18 protein-coding genes are annotated in these 20181 nt (G+C 64.2%); 14 read left to right on the forward strand and 4 right to left on the reverse strand.

Features of this window, described 5'->3' with window-relative positions; translation table 11 throughout:
- Window positions 1-196 precede the first annotated feature (196 nt).
- The 12 genes from ilvB (at window position 197) to E6P07_RS03080 (ending at window position 13282) form a co-directional block, all read left to right on the forward strand.
- A complete protein-coding gene (gene ilvB / locus E6P07_RS03025; protein ID WP_153974246.1) occupies window positions 197-1963 on the forward strand; it encodes a biosynthetic-type acetolactate synthase large subunit in 1767 nt (588 codons plus the stop codon).
- Between the two features lie 18 nt (window positions 1964-1981).
- Window positions 1982-2473, forward strand: coding sequence for an acetolactate synthase small subunit (gene ilvN, locus E6P07_RS03030; protein ID WP_153974247.1), 492 nt, complete (start codon window positions 1982-1984; stop codon window positions 2471-2473).
- 61 nt (window positions 2474-2534) lie between these two features.
- The gene (gene ilvC / locus E6P07_RS03035) at window positions 2535-3551 is read left to right on the forward strand and encodes a ketol-acid reductoisomerase (RefSeq protein WP_211363180.1); all 1017 of its coding nucleotides are present in this window, start codon (window positions 2535-2537) and stop codon (window positions 3549-3551) included.
- 82 nt (window positions 3552-3633) lie between these two features.
- Window positions 3634-4056 (forward strand): tol-pal system-associated acyl-CoA thioesterase, encoded by a 423-nt coding sequence (gene ybgC, locus E6P07_RS03040; protein ID WP_153974249.1) that lies wholly within the window; start codon window positions 3634-3636, stop codon window positions 4054-4056.
- 11 nt (window positions 4057-4067) lie between these two features.
- Entirely contained in the window at window positions 4068-4742 is a 675-nt protein-coding gene (tolQ, locus tag E6P07_RS03045; protein WP_153974250.1) for a protein TolQ, read from the forward strand.
- 21 nt (window positions 4743-4763) lie between these two features.
- Window positions 4764-5207 carry a protein TolR gene (tolR, locus tag E6P07_RS03050; RefSeq protein ID WP_153974251.1) on the forward strand — a complete coding sequence of 148 codons (444 nt, stop codon included), beginning with the start codon at window positions 4764-4766 and terminating at the stop codon, window positions 5205-5207.
- A gap of 2 nt (window positions 5208-5209) precedes the next feature.
- A complete protein-coding gene (gene tolA, locus E6P07_RS03055) occupies window positions 5210-6472 on the forward strand; it encodes a cell envelope integrity protein TolA (RefSeq protein ID WP_153974252.1) in 1263 nt (420 codons plus the stop codon).
- Window positions 6473-6488: 16 nt separating this feature from the next.
- Window positions 6489-7805, forward strand: a complete 1317-nt coding sequence (gene tolB / locus E6P07_RS03060) for a Tol-Pal system beta propeller repeat protein TolB (RefSeq protein ID WP_153974253.1) — start codon at window positions 6489-6491, stop codon at window positions 7803-7805.
- Window positions 7806-8134: 329 nt separating this feature from the next.
- A complete protein-coding gene (gene pal / locus E6P07_RS03065; RefSeq protein ID WP_153974254.1) occupies window positions 8135-8671 on the forward strand; it encodes a peptidoglycan-associated lipoprotein Pal in 537 nt (178 codons plus the stop codon).
- Window positions 8672-8681: 10 nt separating this feature from the next.
- The gene (gene ybgF / locus E6P07_RS03070) at window positions 8682-9530 is read left to right on the forward strand and encodes a tol-pal system protein YbgF (protein WP_153974255.1); all 849 of its coding nucleotides are present in this window, start codon (window positions 8682-8684) and stop codon (window positions 9528-9530) included.
- A 29-nt stretch (window positions 9531-9559) separates the two neighbouring features.
- A complete protein-coding gene (locus tag E6P07_RS03075; protein ID WP_153974256.1) occupies window positions 9560-10816 on the forward strand; it encodes an HD-GYP domain-containing protein in 1257 nt (418 codons plus the stop codon).
- Window positions 10817-10849: 33 nt separating this feature from the next.
- Window positions 10850-13282 (forward strand): sensor domain-containing protein, encoded by a 2433-nt coding sequence (locus tag E6P07_RS03080; RefSeq protein ID WP_153974257.1) that lies wholly within the window; start codon window positions 10850-10852, stop codon window positions 13280-13282.
- Window positions 13283-13303: 21 nt separating this feature from the next.
- On the opposite strand, the gene E6P07_RS03085 is transcribed toward E6P07_RS03080, so the two are convergent.
- From E6P07_RS03085 to E6P07_RS03095, 3 genes are all read right to left on the reverse strand, one after another.
- Window positions 13304-13624, reverse strand: a complete 321-nt coding sequence (locus E6P07_RS03085; RefSeq protein ID WP_153974258.1) for a BolA family protein — start codon at window positions 13622-13624, stop codon at window positions 13304-13306.
- 42 nt (window positions 13625-13666) lie between these two features.
- Window positions 13667-14548, reverse strand: coding sequence for a DUF445 domain-containing protein (locus E6P07_RS03090; RefSeq protein WP_153974259.1), 882 nt, complete (start codon window positions 14546-14548; stop codon window positions 13667-13669).
- A gap of 61 nt (window positions 14549-14609) precedes the next feature.
- Window positions 14610-15182: an ankyrin repeat domain-containing protein gene (locus E6P07_RS03095; protein WP_153974260.1), complete on the reverse strand. Its 573-nt coding sequence runs from the start codon at window positions 15180-15182 to the stop codon at window positions 14610-14612.
- Window positions 15183-15405: 223 nt separating this feature from the next.
- Here E6P07_RS03095 and E6P07_RS03100 point away from each other — a divergent pair, with 223 nt between their 5' ends.
- The gene (locus E6P07_RS03100) at window positions 15406-16290 is read left to right on the forward strand and encodes an ABC transporter ATP-binding protein (RefSeq protein ID WP_153976126.1); all 885 of its coding nucleotides are present in this window, start codon (window positions 15406-15408) and stop codon (window positions 16288-16290) included.
- Between the two features lie 3 nt (window positions 16291-16293).
- Window positions 16294-17355, forward strand: coding sequence for an ABC transporter permease (locus tag E6P07_RS03105; protein ID WP_153974261.1), 1062 nt, complete (start codon window positions 16294-16296; stop codon window positions 17353-17355).
- 75 nt (window positions 17356-17430) lie between these two features.
- Here the strand turns inward: E6P07_RS03105 and E6P07_RS03110 are convergent, their stop codons facing one another.
- A complete protein-coding gene (locus E6P07_RS03110; RefSeq protein WP_153974262.1) occupies window positions 17431-20112 on the reverse strand; it encodes a calcium-translocating P-type ATPase, PMCA-type in 2682 nt (893 codons plus the stop codon).
- Window positions 20113-20181: the final 69 nt, after the last annotated feature.

Consider the following 20181-nt stretch of genomic DNA (forward strand, 5'->3'; position numbering starts at 1 on the left):
TGGTTGCGGCGCGTCGCGCCGATGAGTGCCCTGATTGAATCGTCATCTTGACCGTTCTGTGCGATCCTTATAGCGTTAGAACCTTTTTTAATTTCTCGTCTTTATCTCTCTCCCGGGGTTCCCTGGTCCGTCGGCGTTTCAGGTCCGACGCGCAAGCGGCGTTCCGGCGAGCGGGCCGAGGTGGAGGTCGCTCAAGGTGTCACTGACTACTGCTGCACAACCGGACGGGGCCGCGCCGGAACTGAGCGGGGCTGAGATCGTCATCCAGGCGCTGGTCGATGAGGGTGTCGAGCTGGTCTTCGGTTATCCTGGCGGGGCCGTACTGCATATCTACGACGCCTTGTTCAAACAGGGCTCGCTCAAGCACATCCTGGTGCGTCACGAGCAGGCGGCGGCCCATGCGGCCGATGGCTATGCGCGCGCCACCGGCAAGTGCGGCGTCTGCCTCGTGACTTCAGGGCCGGGTGCAACCAATACGGTCACAGGGATCGCCACCGCCTACATGGACTCGATCCCCTTGGTGGTCCTGACCGGACAGGTGCCCACGCCCTTCATCGGCAGCGATGCCTTCCAAGAGGTCGACACGGTCGGCATTACTCGTCCCTGCGTCAAGCACAACTTCTTGGTCAAGGACGTGCGCGATCTCGCCCTGACCATCCGCAAGGCGTTCCATATCGCGACCACGGGGCGTCCGGGTCCGGTGGTGGTCGACATCCCCAAGGATGTCACCGACCCCAACGTCAGGATCCCCTACGTCTATCCGCGCCAGATCAGGCTGCGTTCCTACAACCCCGTGGAGAAGGGCCATCCCGGCCAGATCCGCAAGGCGGTGGATCTGATGCTCACGGCCAAGCGCCCGGTGTTCTATACCGGGGGCGGCGTGGTGCTCGGCGATGGCTCGGCGCAGCTGACCGAATTGGTCAAGGCGACCGGCTTCCCAATCACCAGCACCCTGATGGGACTGGGCGCCTTCCCCATGACCGATCCGCAGTTCCTCGGCATGCTCGGGATGCACGGCACCTATGAGGCCAATATGGCGATGCACGAGGCCGATGTGCTGATCGCCGTCGGGGCGCGCTTCGACGATCGCGTCACCGGCAAGATCGAACACTTCTGCCCGCATGCCCGGATCATCCATATCGACGTCGATCCATCCTCGATCGCCAAGAACGTCAAGGTCGATGTCCCCATCGTGGGTCAGGTCGCGAGCGTGCTCGCCGACATGCTCAGGGTCTACCGCGAGCAGCAGACCAAGTCGCCCACCCATGCGCTCGACGACTGGTGGGCCAAGATCGGCGAGTGGCGCGCCCTCAAGTGTCTCAAGTATCCGGCCAGCACCGAGGTCATCAAGCCGCAGTTCGCGGTCGAGACCCTCTACAGGGTCACCAACGGCGAGCTCTATCTGACCTCCGATGTCGGCCAGCACCAGATGTTCGCCGCCCAGTTTTATCCATTCGACAAGCCAAGACGCTGGATCAACTCGGGCGGGCTCGGCACCATGGGCTATGGCCTGCCGGCGGCGATCGGCGTCCAACTCGCCCACCCCGAGGCCCAGGTGGCCTGTATCTCGGGCGAGGCCAGCATCCTGATGTGCATCCAGGAGCTCGCGACCTGTCAGCAATACCGGCTCCCGATCAAGGTGGTGCTGCTCAACAATGGCTATATGGGCATGGTGCGCCAGTGGCAGGAGCTGTTCTACGAGAGCCGTTATTCACATTCCTATGTCGACGCCCTGCCCGACTTCGTCAAGCTCGCCGAGAGCTTCGGCCATATCGGGATGCGTGTGGAACGGCCCGAGCATCTGGAAGACGCGATGCGCGAGGCCTTCGCGAGGCGCGATCGACTCGTGTTCATGGATGTGATCGTCGATCCGACCGAGAACGTCTATCCCATGATCGCCGCCGGCAAGGGCCATCACGAGATGCAGCTCTCGCCGAGTCATTCCGACCGCGAACTAGCCTGATTTTTAAGGAACCGGATTATGAGGCACATCATCGCCGTGCTGCTGGAGAACGAGGCCGGGGCGCTGTCGCGCGTCGCCGGGCTGTTTTCGGCCCGTGGCTACAACATCGAATCGCTCACGGTCGCCCCCACCGATGACCCCACGCTCTCACGCATGACGCTGGTGACGACCGGCAACGACGAGGTCGTCGAGCAGATCAAGAAGCAACTGAACAAGCTCATCGACACGGTCAAACTCGTCGATCTGTCCGAGGGCGATCACATCGAGCGCGAGATGATGATGGTCAAGGTGCGCGCCGAGCGTCCCGACCGCGAGGAACTCAAGCGGTTGGCGGACATCTTCCGCGCCAAGATCATCGACGTGACCGATGTCAGCTATGTCATCGAACTGACCGGCGCCTCGCGTAAACTAGATGCCTTCATCGAGGCGCTGCCCGAGGGGCTGATCATCGAGGTCGTCCGCTCTGGCCCGACCGGCATCGCCCGTGGCGCTAAGGGGCTGACCCTATAAACCCCGTTTCGAACCGGTTTTCGAGCCCAATCCACCCAAGACTAGGATTCATCGCATGACCATCAACGTGTATTACGACAAGGACGCCGACCTGTCACTGATCCAAGGGAAGAAGGTGACCATCGTTGGCTATGGCTCGCAGGGCCATGCCCACGCCAACAACCTCAGGGACTCCGGTGTCTCGGTCACCGTGGCGCTGCGTCCGGGTTCGGCCTCGGCGGCCAAGGCCACCAATGCCGGCCTGACGGTCAAGCCCATCGCCGAGGCCGTGGCCGATGCCGATGTGGTCATGATCCTGGCCCCCGACGAGCATCAGGCCGCGCTCTATCGCGATGAGATCGCGCCCAACATCAAACAGGGTGCGGCGCTCGCCTTCGCCCACGGCTTCAACATCCACTTTGGCCAGATCGTCCCGCGCGAGGATCTGGACGTCATCATGATCGCCCCCAAGGGCCCGGGCCACCTGGTGCGCTCGACCTATACCCAGGGCGGCGGCGTGCCCTCGCTGATCGCGGTCCATCAGGACGCCACCGGCCAGGCGCGCGACATCGCCCTGGCCTATGCCGTGGCCAATGGCGGTGGTCGTGCCGGCATCATCGAGACCAGCTTCCGCGAGGAGTGCGAGACCGATCTCTTCGGCGAGCAGGTGGTCCTGTGCGGTGGGTTGACGGCCCTGATCCAGGCTGGGTTCGAGACCCTGGTCGAGGCCGGGTATGCCCCCGAGATGGCCTATTTCGAGTGTCTGCACGAGGTGAAGCTGATCGTGGATCTCATCTACGAGGGCGGTATCGCCAACATGCGCTACTCGATCTCCAATACCGCCGAGTACGGCGACCTGACCCGCGGCCCGCGCCTCATCACCGACGAGACCCGGGCCGAGATGCGGCGCATCCTGCGCGAGATCCAGACCGGCCAGTTTGCGCGTGAGTTCATCGCCGAGAACCAGGCCGGCGCCCCGGTGCTCAAGGCCATGCGTCGTCTCGGCGCCGCCCACCCGATCGAGCAGGTCGGCGAGCGTCTGCGTGAGATGATGCCCTGGATCCGCGAGAAAAAGCTGGTCGACAAGAGCCGTAACTGATCTCGACCCTTCAGTTCGTTTCCGGCTCCCGCGCACGGTCGCGGGGCCGGAGTCCGGATTCGTGTCGCAAGGAACGTCCAGCATGCCGCCCCAGACTCCAGGCGCACAGTCCAGTTTTGACTGGCCGGTACGCGTCTATTACGAGGACACAGACGCCGCCGGTGTCGTCTTCTATGCCAACTATCTACGCTTCATGGAGCGTGGTCGCACCGAGTGGCTGCGGGCGCTCGGCTTCGAACAGGACCGACTGCGCGTGGAACAGGGCGTGATCTTTGCGGTCACAGCGGTCGAGCTCAAGTATCTGACCCCGGCGCGTTTCAACGATCTCTTGACGGTGCGTTCGAGTCTCAGCCACAAGGGCGGCGCCAGTCTGGCCTTTGAACAGGACATCCTGCGCGTCGCCGATCAGGCCGTCTGCTGTCGCGGCGCGGTCAAGGTGGTGTGTCTCGATGCCCTGACCCTGCGTCCGCGCCGGCTTCCGGATCGGCTGGCGGCGGCGATCTGAGTAAAAAACCCATGACATCCGATCTGTCTCTGTTCGCTCTGATCCTCGAGGCCAGCCTGGTGGTGAAGCTGGTGCTGCTCGTGCTAGTCGCGGCCTCGATCATCTCCTGGACCCTGATCCTAGACCGTGCCCGCGTCCTTGGACGCGCGCGCAAGCTGGCCGATCGTTTCGAGGAGCGCTTCTGGTCCGGCGGCGACCTAGGTGCGCTCTATAAGGATCTGAGCCAGGACGAGCAGGGCGGTCAGGGGTTGGCGGTGATCTTTCGCTCTGGTTTCAAGGAGTTCGTGCGGCTGCGCAAGGTCGAGGACACCGACATGGCGTCCGTGCTGCAAGGGGCCGAGCGTTCGATGCGCGTGGCCTTAAGCCGCGAGATGGATCGGCTTGAGGCCCATCTCGCCTTCCTGGCCACCGTCGGCTCGACCAGCCCCTACATCGGTCTATTCGGCACCGTCTGGGGCATCATGCAGTCCTTCCATGCCCTCGGTAACCTTGAGCAGGCGACCCTGGCCCTAGTCGCGCCCGGGATCTCGGAGGCGCTGGTCGCCACGGCGATCGGACTCTTCGCTGCTATCCCGGCCGTCATCGCCTACAACCGTTACTCCAACCAGGTCGAGCGGCTCAATAACCGCTACGAGGAGTTCATCGAGGAGTTTGCGACCCTGCTCCAGCGCCAGGGGCGCGGCTGAGCGGGCCGGGGGCTTTGACGCATGGTCAAGCACAGCCGCCGCCGTACCCGCCGTCGTCTCATGGCCGAGATCAATGTCGTGCCCTATATCGACGTGATGCTGGTGCTCTTGGTCATCTTCATGGTGACGGCCCCGCTCATCACCAGCGGGGTCAAGGTCAATCTGCCCCAGGTCCGGGCCGGCGCCATCGCAGGCCCGACCACCGAGTCTGTGGTCATCACCGTCGATCAGTTCGGCGACTATTATCTCGACCTCGGCGCCGAGAAGGACCAGCCGGCGAGCGACCAGATCCTCTATGATCGGCTACGGGTGGCGCTCGAATACCGGCCCGATACGCCGGTCCTGGTGCGCGGCGACCACAGGGTCGACTATGGGCGCGTGGTGCGTGCCATGGCCATCGCCCAGAAGGCCGGCGCGCCCGAGGTCGGGCTGATCACCGCGCCGCCGGAGCGCCGCGAGCCCTGATTATGTGGGAGATCTTGCGCGTCAATCCGCGCGCCTTCTATGGGTCGCTCGGACTGCATCTGCTCTTTGCGCTGTTGTTCTTCGTCGGGGTCGATGTCCTCAAGCCCAGGTCAGACATCGTCTCCAAGGCGCGCGTGGTCCAGGCGAGTCTGGTCTCGGATCGGGCGCTGGAGGCGCTGGTCTCCGATCTGGAGACCGGAACGCCCGAATTACCGAAGGGCGCGACGCCGGAGACGGGTCGTGGGAGCGAGAGGTCGGTTCCGGCGCTGCCTGAATCTGAGTTGCCTGTACCCGATCCCACGGTGGCTGAAAGCCCCGCACGACCCCAGCCGTCCGAGCCGCAATCACCCCAACCCGATCCGGCCGAGCTGGAGGCCCAGCGTCTCGCCGCCGAGGAAGAAGCCCGGCGCGCGGCTGAGCTGGCCGCCCAGCGCGAGGCCGAGGAGGCGGCCCGGCGCGAGGCCCTGGAGCGCGAGGCCCAGCGTCAGGCCGAATTGGAGGCCCAGCGTCGTGCCGAAGGGCAGGCCGCCCAGGCACGCCGTCGCGCCGAGCAGGAGGCCGAGGCCCGAGCGCGTGCCGAGGAAGAAGCGCGTCGTCAGGCCGAGCTCGAACGTCAGCAGGCGGAAGAGCAACGTCTGGCGCGCGCGCGGGCCGAGACCGAGCGTCGGCTAGCCGAACAAGAGGCGCGGCGACAGCAGGCCGAGCGCGAACGCCTACGCCAGGAGGCCGAGCGGCTGGCCGCCGAGGAGGCGACCCAGCTCGAGGCGGAGCTGGAGCGCGAGCGTCAGCAACGCCTCGCTAAGGAGGCGGAACGGCTGGCCCAGGAGGAAGAACGCCGTCTGGTCGAGGAGGAGCCGCTGGAACGTTACCACCGTGAACAGTTGGCGCGCGAGCAGGAGGCCCTGGGCGAGCGCCGCGCCCAGGAGGCCCAGCGGGCGCCTGACGCCGATTTGGGGTCACAGCTCGATTTCGCTCAGAGTGCGCGCGAGGCCGATCGCTATGTGCCGTTCATCCGTGAGCGCGTGCGTCAGATCTGGGTCCGTCCGCCGGGGGTCAGTCCAGATTTGGTCACCGTGGTCTCGGTGCGCCTGATCCCCGGCGGCGAGGTCGTGCCCAACAGCGTGCGCATCGTGCAGAGCAGCGGCCACCCGGCGTTCGATCAATCCGTGGTAGCCGCCGTGTATAATGCCTCACCGCTGCCCGTCCCCTCGGGGCCGTCCTTCGAGCGCTTCTTCCGCGAATTCGATCTCACCTTTTCGCCTTGAGCCGGGAGCTCGCCCCATGAGCCGACACACCCGCCCGCTCCATCTCCTACTCATCTTCACCCTTGTCTTGAGCCTTGCCGGCCTGGAGCAGGTATTGGCCACCCCCCGACTCAATATCGAGATCACCGGCGGCATCGAGGCCGCCCAGCCCATCGCCATCGTCCCCTTCGGCACCGCCGAGGGTCTGATCCCGCCGGTCGACATGGCCGCCATCATCGGCGCCGATCTCGCCCGCACCGGGCGCTTCAAGCCGATGCCGACCCGCGACATGCTCGACATGCCGACCACGCGCGAGGAGGTCGACTTCCGCGACTGGAGCCTGCTCGGCATGAACAACCTGGTCATCGGCCGGGTCGAACCGGACCCCAGGGGCTATCGGGTGAGCTTCACGCTCTTCGACGTCTTTCGCGCCACCGAGCTGGCGAGTTCGAGCCTGGTCAGCACCAAGTCCGGGATGCGCCAGACCGCGCACCGCATCGCCGACGCGATCTACGAAAAACTCACCGGCCAGCCGGGCGTGGCCGCCACCCGCATCGCCTATGTCACCTCGACCGGCAGCGGCCCGGACCTGAGCGTGACCCTGCGTGTGGCCGATGCCGACGGCTACAATCCGCAGACCATCGTCTCCTCGTCCGAACCCCTGATGTCGCCTGCCTGGTCGCCGGATGGCCAGCGCCTCGCCTATGTCTCGTTCGAGAACAAGCGCGCGGCCATCTATATCCAGGAGCTCAGCTCAGGACGGCGCGAACTGGTCGCCAGCTATCCGGGCATCAACGGCTCACCGGCCTTCTCGCCTGACGGCACGCGCCTGGCGATGACGCTCTCCAAGGACGGCAATCCCGACATCTACAGCCTCAACCTGATCAGCCGCGAGCTGACCCGGCTCACCGATCACTATGCGATCGATACCGAGCCGTCCTGGTCACCTGACGGGCAGTGGATCATCTTCACCTCGAATCGCGGCGGCAGCCCCCAGATCTATCGCATGGCCGCCACAGGCGGCCCGGCCGAGCGCCTCAGCCGCGAGGGTGACTACAATGCGCGGGCCTCCTATGCGCCGGATGGGCGCTCGATCGTCATGGTCACGCGCGTCAACGGCGCCTTTCGCATCGGACTGCTCGATCTGGCGCGCGGTGTGATGCGCCTGCTCAGCCGCGGCGATCTGGACGAGTCGCCGAGTTTCGCACCCAATGGCGCCCTGATCATCTATGCCACCCTCCATGAGGGTCGTGGCGTGCTGGCGACGACCTCGGTCGAGGGTGGCATCAGTCAGCGTCTCACCCAGGACTCGGGTCAGGTGCGTGAACCGGCCTGGTCGCCGCTGAGACGTTGAAGCCGATGCTGAGGCCGGTTACCGACCAGTGAGCGTTTTCGGCAAGATAGATCATCTCTATCATCGGGAGGTCCCGTAAACAACCCTCGACTGAAGTCGAAGGCTTTATTGTGAGACGCAGCAAACATGGTTGACCACATCCCCAACATTGGGCGTGTTTACAGCCGCCCTTGGTAGCGGGGCTCCGCTGCCAATCCGGGCCAGGTTTCGACTGGCGTTGCAGTCGGCGTGCGCCCGGAGACCACACTGTATTATACACCACATGGTGCGCTTCGCGCACCCGCCATTCCTCCCGCGACTCAAGTCGCGGGTTTCCTTGCGGAGGGTCTATGACTGCAACCCGTACCATGCGCCTGGCTGCGCTGCCCCTGATCCTGTTTTGCGCCGGACTCGCCGGTTGCGCCTCCAGGCCCATGTCGGGCGACACCTCGGCATCCACGCCTGGGCCAGGGACGACCGTCGGAGGTGCCACGACCACGGCGCCTCTGGAGTCCAGCCGCCCGACCTATGCTGGACCCTGGGAGGATCCGTCCAGTCCGCTCTATGAGCGCACCATCTATTTCGATTATGACTCTGCCGAGATCAAATCTCAGTATCTCAACCTGATCCGCACCCATGCGCGCTATCTCGGCAGCCAGCCTGACAGAAGGGTCACCCTGGAGGGGCATACCGACGAACGGGGCACGCGCGAGTACAATCTGGCCTTAGGCGATCAGCGTGCCGAGGCAGTACGTCGGTTCATGCTCGCCGAGGGCGTCCCGGCCAAGCAGCTTGCGACCCTGAGCTATGGCGAGGAGCGTCCAGCCGACCCTGGACACAGCGAGGCGTCCTGGCGCCTCAACCGCCGTGTCATCCTCCAATATTGAGGTGGGTTCGATGCAACCGTCCATTCGATCAGTGTTCATGGTGTTGGCCCTGGGCGGGCTGAGTGCAACCAGCCTGTGGGCCGCCGATCCCGAGCTCGAAGGGCGCATCGGGCGTCTCGAACGCATCCTGGAGAACCAGAGCGGTTCGGAGCTGCTGTTGCAGATGCAGCGTCTGCAAAGCGAGGTACAAGAACTGCGCGGGCTGGTCGAGCAGCAAAGGTTCGACATCGAACGCCTCCAGCGCCAGCAGCGCGATCAGTTCCTGGATCTCGACGCACGGCTTACCGGCGCCACGCGCGCGTCGGCGCCAGAAGGCAGCGAGATCAGGGGGGCGGCGCCCCAATCTGGATCCTTGGAGACGAGTGACGCCGGATTGGAGGCGATGCCCGAGGCCAATCCGCCTGCGGGGGCGCCAGTAGCCCCGGGGCCGGTCGGGATCCCGTCCCTGCCCGCCCCCGAGACCCAGGGGGCTAATGAACGCGACCTCTACACCCAGGCCTTCGAGTCTCTCAAGGCCCACAGGTACCAGGAGGCCAAGACCGCCTTCAACGATCTGCTGCGTCGCTATCCGCATGGCGCATACACAGATAACGCCCGCTACTGGCTCGGCGAGACCTACTATGTGCTGCGTGAATATCCAGATGCCCTGGCCGAATACAACCGGCTGGTCGAACTCAGTCCGGCCAGCCCCAAGGTGCCGGGCGCACTGCTCAAGATTGGCCTCATCCAGTATGAGCAGAACGCCGTCGAGCAGGCCAGGGCGACCCTGGAACGGGTGATCCGCGATTATCCGAACAGCACCGAGGCCAGGCTCGCCCAAGATCGCCTGAAACGGGGCGCACGCACATCGCGCCCCTGACGCCTCAACACGCCCTCGGGATGGAGAAGATGCCCACTGATACCCAGGTGCTGTTCATCGATGTCGATGAGCTGCGCGTCGGTCTATACATCTATCTGGACCTCGGCTGGATAGAGCATCCATTCGCGTTCAATCACTTCAAGATCAAGTCCGAAAGCCAGATCGAGACCATTCGCGGACTCGGCCTCAAGCACGTGCGCTGGTCGCCCGAGCTCAGCGACCTCGCGCCACCGGTCAGTGATCCGAAGGGCCCTGACCAGCAGATCGCACCACGCCCGTCCACCGAGCAATCGCGTCAGCGTCTCGTGGAACAACAGGCCAGCCTGGCGCGCTGCGAGCGTGAGTTCGCCCAGGCGGCACGGACCGTCCGCGAGCTCTTCAGGCTCGCCCCCTCTCACCCGGATCAGGTGCGCGAACGGGCGCAAGCCCTGGCTGGATCCCTGGTGCAAGAGCTCCTGAGTCAGAATGAGTCCTGTATCCGTCTGCTGTCGGAGCAGGCCGGCGAACAGACCGCCTTGCATTCGATCAACGTCTCGGTCATCGCCCTGCTGCTCGGTCAGCGTTTGGGACTTGAGCGGACGCGGCTCGATCAGCTCGTACTCGGGGCGGTCCTGCACGACATCGGCAAGTGTCAGCTGCCGGAGCGGGTGCGTTGGATCGACACCTCGTCCAGCGCCGCCGAACGCAAGCTGTTTCAGCGTCATGTCGGTGAAGGGATCGAGCTGGCCAGACGGATGCAGCTCGATCCCGAGATCGTCTCAATCATCGCCCAGCATCACGAGTATGTCGATGGCAGTGGCTTTCCGGCCCATCTGAGCGGCGAGCAGATGGGTGAGCTGGGTCGTATCGTGTCACTGGTCAACCATTATGACACCCTGTGCAACCCGGCCAACCCGGTGACCGCCATCACCCCGCATCAGGCCCTATCGATCATGTTTGCCCAGTCACGCGACAAGTTCGACGCCAACATCCTGGCGGTCTTTATCCGCATGATGGGTGTCTATCCCCCTGGTTCGGTGGTGGTGCTCAGCGACGGGCGTTATGCCCTGGTGGTCTCGGTGAATTCTGCGCGCCCGCTCAAGCCGAGTGTGATCATCCATGACCCCCGGGTCGCCCGTGAGGAGGCACCCGTCGTGGACCTCGAGCAGACGAACGGGCTGTGTATCCAGCGCAGCATTAGGCCGCTCCAGCTCCCGCGCCCGGCCTTCGACTATCTGCTCCCCCGCCAGCGCATCTGTTATTTCTTTGAACGGGCACGCCTCCATGACGCGGACCCCGCGACCTGACGCCACATCCACCCTCCAGATGGGAGACTGAACTTGATCACCCATCTGGACCTGGTGCAGACGCTGATCGACGCCCTGATCGATGCCGTTTGGTTGATCGATCCCCAGAACCAGCGCCTGCTGGCCGTCAATCGCGCATCTGAGGAACTCCTCGGGTTAGAGCGCACCGCCTTGGTCGGGCGACCTGTGATCGAGCTGGTCTGTACCCCGGAGGATCTGTTCTTCTGGGAGGAGGTGGCCGCTGGCGGGGGCCACGAGCCTCTATCCTCCGAGACCCTGCTCAAACGGCACGATGGGAGCCTGGTCCAGGTGCTACGTCGGGTGACGCGGATATCCATCCCGGATGGACCTGATGTCTATCTGATCTGTCTGTCCGATCAGACCCAGAGACGAGCGGTCGAAGACGAGCTCGAGCGGCTGATCGCCGAACTGCGGGCCACCTTGGAATCGAGCATGGACGGGATCCTGGTCACCGACCTCGCCGGCTCGATCCGGAGCTTCAATCGCCGCTTCGCCGAGCTCTGGAACCTGCCCCCTGACCTCCTAACCGAGCGCAACGACGCCCAGATCTACGCCTGGATGCAGTCCGAGGTGCTCGATGTCGAGGGCTATGTGGCGCAGCTTCAGTCCATCGCTGAGGATCCACTGTTGGAGTCCTCGAGCCTGCTGAGGTTGCGCCGGGGGCGTGTGTTGGAGCGCGTGACCTTGCCGCAGTATGCGCGCGGCACCCCGATCGGTCGGATCTACTCGTTCCGCGATATCACCCAGCGTCTGGAACATGAGCAGGGGCTCAAGCTCGCCGCCCGAGTCTTTGAGACCAGTTTAGATGCCATCTTCGTCACCGACCCCGAGTTTAGGGTCCTGGCCGTCAATCCGGCAGGCGAGGCCATGACCGGTCGCGCCAGCGCCGAGCTCATCGGTCAAAGGCTCGATACCTCGCTGCGACTCTGGTCCGACGAGACGCTGGGCGCGGACATCCGGGGGGCGCTCGACCGTTGCGGTCATTGGCAAGGCGAGATCGACCAGCACCATGCCAATGGATCGACCCTCCATTGTTTGGTCTCACTGATTCGTGTGTCGGATGACGCGGGTCAGCCCCTGTACTATGCCGGCTTCGTCAAGGATCTGTCCGAGGCGGTAGAGGCGCGTCAGCGTATCGAGCAACTGGCCTTCAATGACCCCCTGACCGGGCTGCCGAACCGGCTCAGGCTCAACGAGCGGCTGGAGTTCAGCATCGAGCTGGCTCGGCGCGAGGGCACGCGCTTTGCCGTACTCTTCATCGACATCGATCGCTTCAAGCATATCAATGACTCGCTCGGCCATGTCTTCGGCGATCGCGTCCTGATCGAGGTGGCTCGGCGCATCCAGCAGTGTCTGCGTCAGGTCGATACCCTCGCCCGCTTGGGCGGCGACGAGTTCTTAATCTTGCTGCATCACGTCGGGCGCTGCGAGGCCGAAACGGTCGCGCGCCGACTGTTGGAGTCCATAGCCCGGCCCTTCGAGTTCGACGGACTGAAGTTCTCGCTGTCGTGCAGTATCGGTATCGCCCTCTACCCGGAGGATGGTGAGACGCTCGATGACCTGGTCAAGAACGCTGACAGTGCCATGTATTATGTCAAGGAGCACGGACGGGGCGATTGCTGTTTCTATCAGCGCCAGATGAACGTCGATCTGCTCGAACGGGTGCAGCTCGATCATGCCATGCGCGAGGCGTTGCAGCAGGGCCGTTTCTGGCTGGCCTACCAGCCCCAGGTCGATCTGCGCACTGGTCTCGTGATCGGGGCCGAGGCGCTGGTGCGCTGGACGGATCCCACTCTGGGTACACTCTCGCCGGGGCGTTTCATCCCGATCGCCGAGGAGACCGGCTTCATCATCGCGCTTGGCAGTTGGGTGTTGGGCGAGGCGATCCGGCAGGGGGCACGCTGGCAGGCAGAGGGCGTCGATCTCACCCTGTCGGTGAATGTCTCGGTGAAGCAGTTCCAGCAGGCCAACTTCATCGAGTCATTGGCGCACTGCCTACGGGAGACGGGTCTGCGTCCGGGGCGGCTGGAGCTGGAGCTGACCGAATCCATCCTCATCCACAACGTCGAGGAGACCCTGCGTCGGCTTGAGGAGCTGGTGGCGCTCGGGGTGCGATTGTCGATCGATGACTTCGGCACCGGCTATTCCAGCCTGGCCTATCTCAAACGCTTTCCGATCCACAAACTCAAGATCGATCAGTCGTTCGTGCGCGACATCCCCCACGACGAGAGCGATACCGCCATCGCCACGGCCGTGATCGGTCTAGCCGGTGCGCTCAAGCTGCGCGTGATCGCCGAGGGGGTCGAGAACGAGACCCAGCGTCAGTTTCTGCTCGAAGCCGGGTGTCACGAGTTTCAGGGCTATCTCTGTGCGCCGGCCCTGGATCCGCAGTCTTTTTTGGAGCGGATCATGCAGGTGGGCCTGGCGCCGCCGCCTCCAGATTGAAGGGGCCGCACCTGCGCGTATTCAGAGGCCGCTGTCCCGACCGCCGCCCAGACAAGGGGGGGATGCGGGCGCGCCGCCCTTGGCCTGCCATTCCTCTGGCGTCCAGGTGTGCATGGTCAGGGCATGCAGGCCCTGGTTGAACTCATCGGCAAGCAACGCGTTGAGCCGGCGATGGCGTTCGATCAGCGGCAGCTTCTCGAAGCTCGCGCTCACGACCAGGAGCTTGAAATGGGACTCGGAGCCCTTAGGGACGGCGTGCATATAGCTCTCATCGACCACGTCCAGATACAGGGGCCTCAGGGCCTCTTGGATCCGGCTCTCGATACGCTGCTTACGGCTCATGATGGCGGGATCTCCGTGTGGTGGAAGCGGTTCGCGCTTTGGTCAGCGTTGTTCTTGGTTTGGATCTGGGCGATCGTCTGAAAGCTCGATGTGCTCGGCGATGAGCCAGTGTTGCGTGGCCTCCAAGATCTGATCCTGGAGCCCTCGGAGACGCGGATCGCCCAACGCCTCGCGCTCGATCGCTTCCAGACGTCCGTAGAGACTCAGGCGCAGATGCTCGACGGTGCGTACATGGCGCCTGATGTCATCGAGCAAGCGCGTGAATTCGCGGCGTGTCGGCGCGACCTGGAGCGCCTCGAACAACTGGGTCAGGGCGTCGAAGACGGGTTGTGCCTCCGGACCCAGACCAAAGTCAACCGGATGATAAACCAGTTGACGCTCGGACTGGCGACCGATCCAGAGCCGAAAGCTCTCCTGGCGCAAGGCGTGATAGAGCGGTTGCTCCGAGATCAGGATGATCAAGAGCCGATTGGGATTGGCGAAATAGGATCCACCCCGCACCTCCCACAGGCCGTCCTTGATCAGACGGTAGAGACGCATGTGCTCGCGAAAGTCGGCGGCCTGGAGCTGGTCGAGGATCAGCGCGGTCGGATCACCCTCGCTCTGGGCGCAGGCCTCGGTGACGATACGGTCGAAGGGCTCGATCGGCGGCTCTTCGCGTCCGAGTTCATCGCGGCTCGGCGGCAGGATCACGTCCGGCAAGGGCGGATGGGTGTCGGTGAAGTCGTGATAGAGGATGTGGCTGAACTCGAGCGCTCGGGCCAGCGCCTGGGCAAAGGCGGTCTTGCGCCGCTCGCCGTCGCCCTCGATGTTGAGTGTGCGGATGCCGTTGGTTGGGGTGTCAAGCAGACAGCACACCTGGAAGTCGTAGTCGTCGTTGGACTCGAACCCGTGCTGGTTCAGTTTTTCGGTGAGGCTTGGCATGGGGCCAAGCATACTCGCGACCGCGCTTCAACCCAAGCGGTTGCGCGGCTGGACGAGCGGGTCAGCGCAGCAGGGCCAGGATCTCGTCGTATCCACCCTCGCGCGCCCAGTCGGCGGCGGTCTTGCCGTCGAAGTCCTTGAGTGTGCGGTCGGCGTTGTGTTCGAGCAGGACCTTGACGCTGGCGACATGGCCTTGCTTGGCGGCCCAGATCAGGGCCGTCCAGCCCCGGGTCGCCTCTTGATGGTCGATCCTGGCGCCGTGTTCGAGCAGACGCTCGACGATGGCGGCATGGTTGTTCGAGGCCGCGAGCATCATGGCCGTATAGCCGCCCGCGTCCTGGGCATCGACCTGGGCGCCGGCCTGGAGCAGACGCTCGACGATGGCGGCATGGCCATTGAGCGCGGCCTTCATGAGCGGCGTCCAGTCGCAACTGTCGCGGACATCGGGCTGACGGTTCCGCGCCAGAAGCTGCTCGACGGCGCTCAGGTCGCCCTGTTCGGCGGACTCGATCAGGGCCATGCCCGGCCCCTCGGGTGCCAGGGCGGTACTTGAATCCGAGCCGGAACCGGACTGCCCGCATCCAGCCAGCAGTGACAGGAGAATGACGAAGAGGGGTGCATGGGGTCTGTTCATGGCGGCGCATTCTCATCCCCCGGGTCCGGTCGGCCAATGACAATGCGCAGTCGATCGGCTCGCCGAGTGCGTACAGTCGATCCGTCTGTTGATCGTCAGCCATTCGGATTCGACCCTGTTATGGTAGGCTCCCTGGCGCATTGTTACGGCCACCGCCGACGCCTCCTGAGTGCGTCGGCTCTGTTGGTCTGAGCCGAACGCCAAAGCAACCTTTATGGAAACTATTCAACCCCTGATCGAAGCCCGCCATCTGGTTCGTCTCTACCCCGGTGGTGTGCGTGCGGTCGCCGGCATCAGTTTTCAGGTTGCGCCCGGGGAGTGTTTTGGACTGCTCGGGCCCAATGGGGCAGGTAAGACCACCACCTTCGAGATGCTTGAAGGGCTCCAGACCCCGACCTCAGGGCAGGTCCTGTTTAAGGGTCAGCCGCTAGGGCGCACCTACCGGGAGTCGATCGGTATCCAGTTCCAGACCACGGCGCTCCAGGACTTCCAGACCGTCGCCGAGTCGCTGACCATGTTCGCCAGCCTCTATCGGCGCCGCGCCGATCGCGACGAGCTCATCCGGCTTTGTCATCTGGGCGATATCCTCGATCGCGATACCCGCACGCTCTCCGGTGGTCAGCGCCAGCGACTCTTGCTGGCCATCGCCCTGGTCAATGATCCCGAACTGCTCTTCCTCGATGAGCCGACCACCGGACTTGATCCGCAGTCACGACGCAACTTCTGGGGCCTGATCGAGCAGGTCCGTCGCCGCGGCACCACGGTGCTGATCACGACCCATTACATGGAAGAGGCGGAGCGTCTGTGCGACCGGATCGCTATCGTCGATCAGGGGCGGATCGTCGTCGAGGGACGTCCCCAGGACCTGATCCGCGATCAGTTTCCGGCCCATCTGATCAGACTTCCGGAGTCGGCCTGGCCGGACGCTGTGCCCCTGCCGCCTGAGGCATTGGTACAAAACGGCGAGATCGAGCTGCCGACCGCGGAGGTCGCACCCCAGATCGAGGCGCTGGAGCGTATCGGCGCCGATCTGAGCGCCCTGCGCCTGGCCACACCCAATCTAGAAGACCTCTTCCTCAAGCTCACCGGACACGCCCTCAGGAACTGACCCATGTGGAGACGTATCCTCGCCATCCTGGTCGCACGCAACCGGGAGTTTTATCGCGACCGCGCCGGTCTGGGCTGGAACCTCCTGATGCCGCTGCTCATGGTGTTGGCCTTTGCCTTCATCTTTCCGGACCAACAGACCGCCCTGCTCAAGATCGGGGTGCTGACGCCGGACGATACCCTGAGCGGGGTCGAGTCCCCGATGCTCGATCTGAAGGCCGTGACCTTTGTCACGGTGTCTAGCGCGGAGCAGGCCTCGGCCATCGTCAAGGTCGAGCGTCATCAGCTGGATCTGTTGTTCGATCCGAATCCGGGCGCGCCGCATTACTGGGTCAACTCCGACTCGGCGCGGGGCGCCCTGGCCGAGCGGTTGCTGCTCACTGCCGGGTGCGCGCCAGCTGGGTCCGCGACCGGCGCAGGTCCACAGGCGTCCAACCCACCCCAGCGCCAGGCCCTGAGCGGCGCGGCACTGCGCTATGTCGATTGGGTGTTGCCGGGGGTGCTGGCGATGAACGTCCTGTTCTCCAGCCTCTGGGGTGTGGGCTGGGTGATCGTGCGCTATCGCAAGAACGGCGTGCTGCGCCGCCTCAGGGCCACACCCCTGAGCGCCTGGGAGTTTCTGACCGCCCAGGTGCTGTCGCGGCTGCTGGTCGTGTTAGGCGCCAATGCCATCGTCTATCTCGCGGTTGAGTGGCTGCTGGAGGTGCCGATGCGCGGCTCCGCTGTGACCCTGGCCCTGGTCTATGTCGCCGGGGCACTGTGTCTGATCAGCCTGGGTCTGATCGTTGCCGCGCGTCTGCGCTCCGAGGAACTGGCCGATGGTCTGCTCAATCTGCTGTCCTGGCCGATGCTGCTGCTGTCGGGGGTGTGGTTCTCGCTGGAGGGTACCAGTCCCTGGGCGCAGTGGGTCGCGCAGGCCTCGCCCCTGACCCATCTGGTCGCGGCGGCGCGCGCCGTGATGCTCGATGGGGCAGGGTTGGTCGAGGTCTTGCCGGAGATCGGCGTGCTGCTGGCGCTGGCGGCCGCCTTCCTGGCCCTGGCGACCTGGATGTTTCGCTGGGAGTGATCCTGGTCCGCCCACACCTGAAACAGAGACGACTCGTCTCAACTGTGTGCGTGGCCAGGAGGGCGGCCTTCCTCGTCAGCCAAGCCTCACCGGATTTCCGAACAGTCGATTGCGCACCGCCTTGCGGATGAGATCCGCCGGGACGATGAGGATCGCCAGCGCCAGTACCTTGATCCATTCGTCCGGCGACAGCCCTACGGTGCGCAGGATCTCGCCGCCGAAGGTGATGAAGAACACCTGGATCGCCATGATCGAGGGGATGATGATCGAAAACAGCCGGTTGTCGAGCAGATGCTCGGCCAGGTTCAGACCCTGGGTGCGGGCGTTGAAGGTATTGAACACCTGGATGAAGACGAAGAAGGCAAAAAACGCCGTCAGGAACTTGGCCTCGGCCTCGGGCGTGCCGGCGGCATGGCCACCATCGAACCAGTCCCGGGTCAGATCGCTGGTCAAAAACAGGATGCTGAGGGCGGCGATCAACCCGCCGTTGATCAGGATCGATGACCACATATCGGCATTGATCAGGGGTGCGTCGCGCCGGATCGGCGGCTCGCGCATGTAGCGTTCGAGCGCCGCCTCACCGGCGAAGGCCAGCCCTGCCAGGGTGTCCATGATGATGTTGAGCCACAGCAGTTGGGTCATGGTCAGCGGCAGGTCGAAGCCGAAGAACTGCCCCAAAAACACCACCAGGATCGCCGAGATGTTCACCGTGAGCTGGAACACCAAGAACTTGCGGATCGACTTGAACAGGGTGCGTCCATAGAGCACGGCCTTGGTCAGGGACGAGAAATTGTCGTCGAGGATGACGATGTCGCCTGCTTCCTTGGTCATCTCGGTGCCGCTGCCCATCGCAAAGCCCACGTCGGCATTCTTGACCGCCGGGGCGTCGTTGACCCCATCGCCGGTCATGCCGACCACCAGGTTCAACGCCTTGGCCAGCTTAACCAGCCGACTCTTATCGGTCGGGAAGGCGCGCGCGACCACAGCGAGGTGCGGCAGGATCCGCTTGACCTCCTCGTCAGAGAGTGCAGCAAGCTCAGACGAGGTCATGACGATGGCCTGCGGGTCGTCCTCCAGCAGACCCACGTCCTTGGCGATCGCCTGGGCCGTCTCCTTGGCATCGCCCGTGATCATGACCACCTGGATACCGGCCTGCTTGGCGACCTTGACCGAGGGATAGGAGGTCGGACGCAGCTCGTCGCGCATCCCGAACACGCCGACCAGGGTCAGCGACTCGGGCAAGGCATTGGTCTCGGGGTCGATCGGCGTCGCGGTGACGGCGACCGCGAGCAGCCGCATGGCGCGCGCCGAGAGTTCGTCCATCGCGGCCTGGAGGGGGGCCAAATCGCTCAGTTCATGGACCTTGCCCTCGCCGTCGAGCCGGTGCGTGCAGTTCCTAAACACCACCTCGGGCGCGCCCTTGACCAGGGTGAGCTCCTGCTCGGCCTTCACCTGGGTGGCCGAGAACTTGCGGCTGCTATTGAAGGGGATGTGATCGACCACCTCCGCCCCCTCCTGGGCCAGATAGGGCGTGACGAAGCGCAACAGTGCCTGTTCGGTGCGATCGGCACCGACCAGCTTGGGTGCACTGGGGTCGCTGGCATCGATGACGGCACTGGTGTTGTTGCGCAGCGCAAAGCCAACCGTGTCGCGTAGGGCCTGGGGAATGGCCTCCAGCGACTCGAAACGCTCGCCGTCCCCGCTCAGGAAGGCGCTTACCGCGAGCTTGCCCTGGGTCAGGGTGCCGGTCTTGTCGGTGAACAACAGGTTGAGGCTGCCGGCGGTCTCGATGCCGAGTAGCTTGCGCACCAGGACCTTTTCACTGAGCAGCTTTTTCATATTGATGGCGAGCACCATGGCGATCATCATCGGCAGACCCTCGGGCACCGCGACCACGATGACGATGATGGCCAGGATGGCTGCGGTGACGACGTCCTTGACGATGGCCCCGCTCGGCTGCACCCAGTAGCCCTCCAAGCCGCCACCTTGCAGGAAGATGGTGTTGAACATGAAGGCGACGAAGATGAACGTGGCGCCGACATAGCCGAAGGTGGCGATATGGCCGCCGAGCACCGTGAGCTTGTGCTGGAGCGGCGAGAGCCGGTCCTCGGCCGAGAGCAGCTCCTTCATGGTCTGACCATAGCGGGTCCGATCGCCCACGGCCGTGGCGCGCATCACGCACTCGCCATCGATCAGCAGCCCGGCGCGCCACAGACGATGCCCCTCGGGTGCGGTCTCGTCGTTGGTCCCGGCTGGCAGTTGGTGTTTCTTGACGGGCTCGGACTCACCGGTCAGCGCCGCCTCATCGACCTCGGCATGGCCGGCGATCACCACACCATCGGTCGGCACGGTGTCGCCGGGCTGAAGCAGGATATGATCGCCAACCACCAGGTCATTGATCGGGATCTCGGTCAGATGGCCGTTGCGAAACACCTTGACCTGGATCAGCGAGGCCTCCTCCAGCAGACGTTGAAAGGATTGTTCGTTGCTGTACTCCGACCAGGTGGCCACAACGGTGGCGATGACCACCGCGAAGGCGATGCCCACACTCTCGTACCACTTGGCATAACCGAGGAAGGTCAAAAGCACTGTGATCGCGAGCGCCACGATCAGGATGACGATGATCGGGTCCCTGAGGTTGTCGAGCAGCTTGTCCCAGAAGGTCTCGACCTTCTGGGCGGCAACGGCATTGGATCCATGTTGGGCGCGTGATCGCTCGACCTCTTGGTCGGTCAGTCCCGGATAGTTGAACTTCATGGCACGAAGATCTCCATCGGCAGAGTGGTCATTCAGGGGCGACTATCTTACTGCCGCTTGCAAATCAAC

This window comes from Thermochromatium tepidum ATCC 43061 (assembly GCF_009664085.1).
In the GTDB taxonomy this organism is placed as follows: domain Bacteria; phylum Pseudomonadota; class Gammaproteobacteria; order Chromatiales; family Chromatiaceae; genus Thermochromatium; species Thermochromatium tepidum.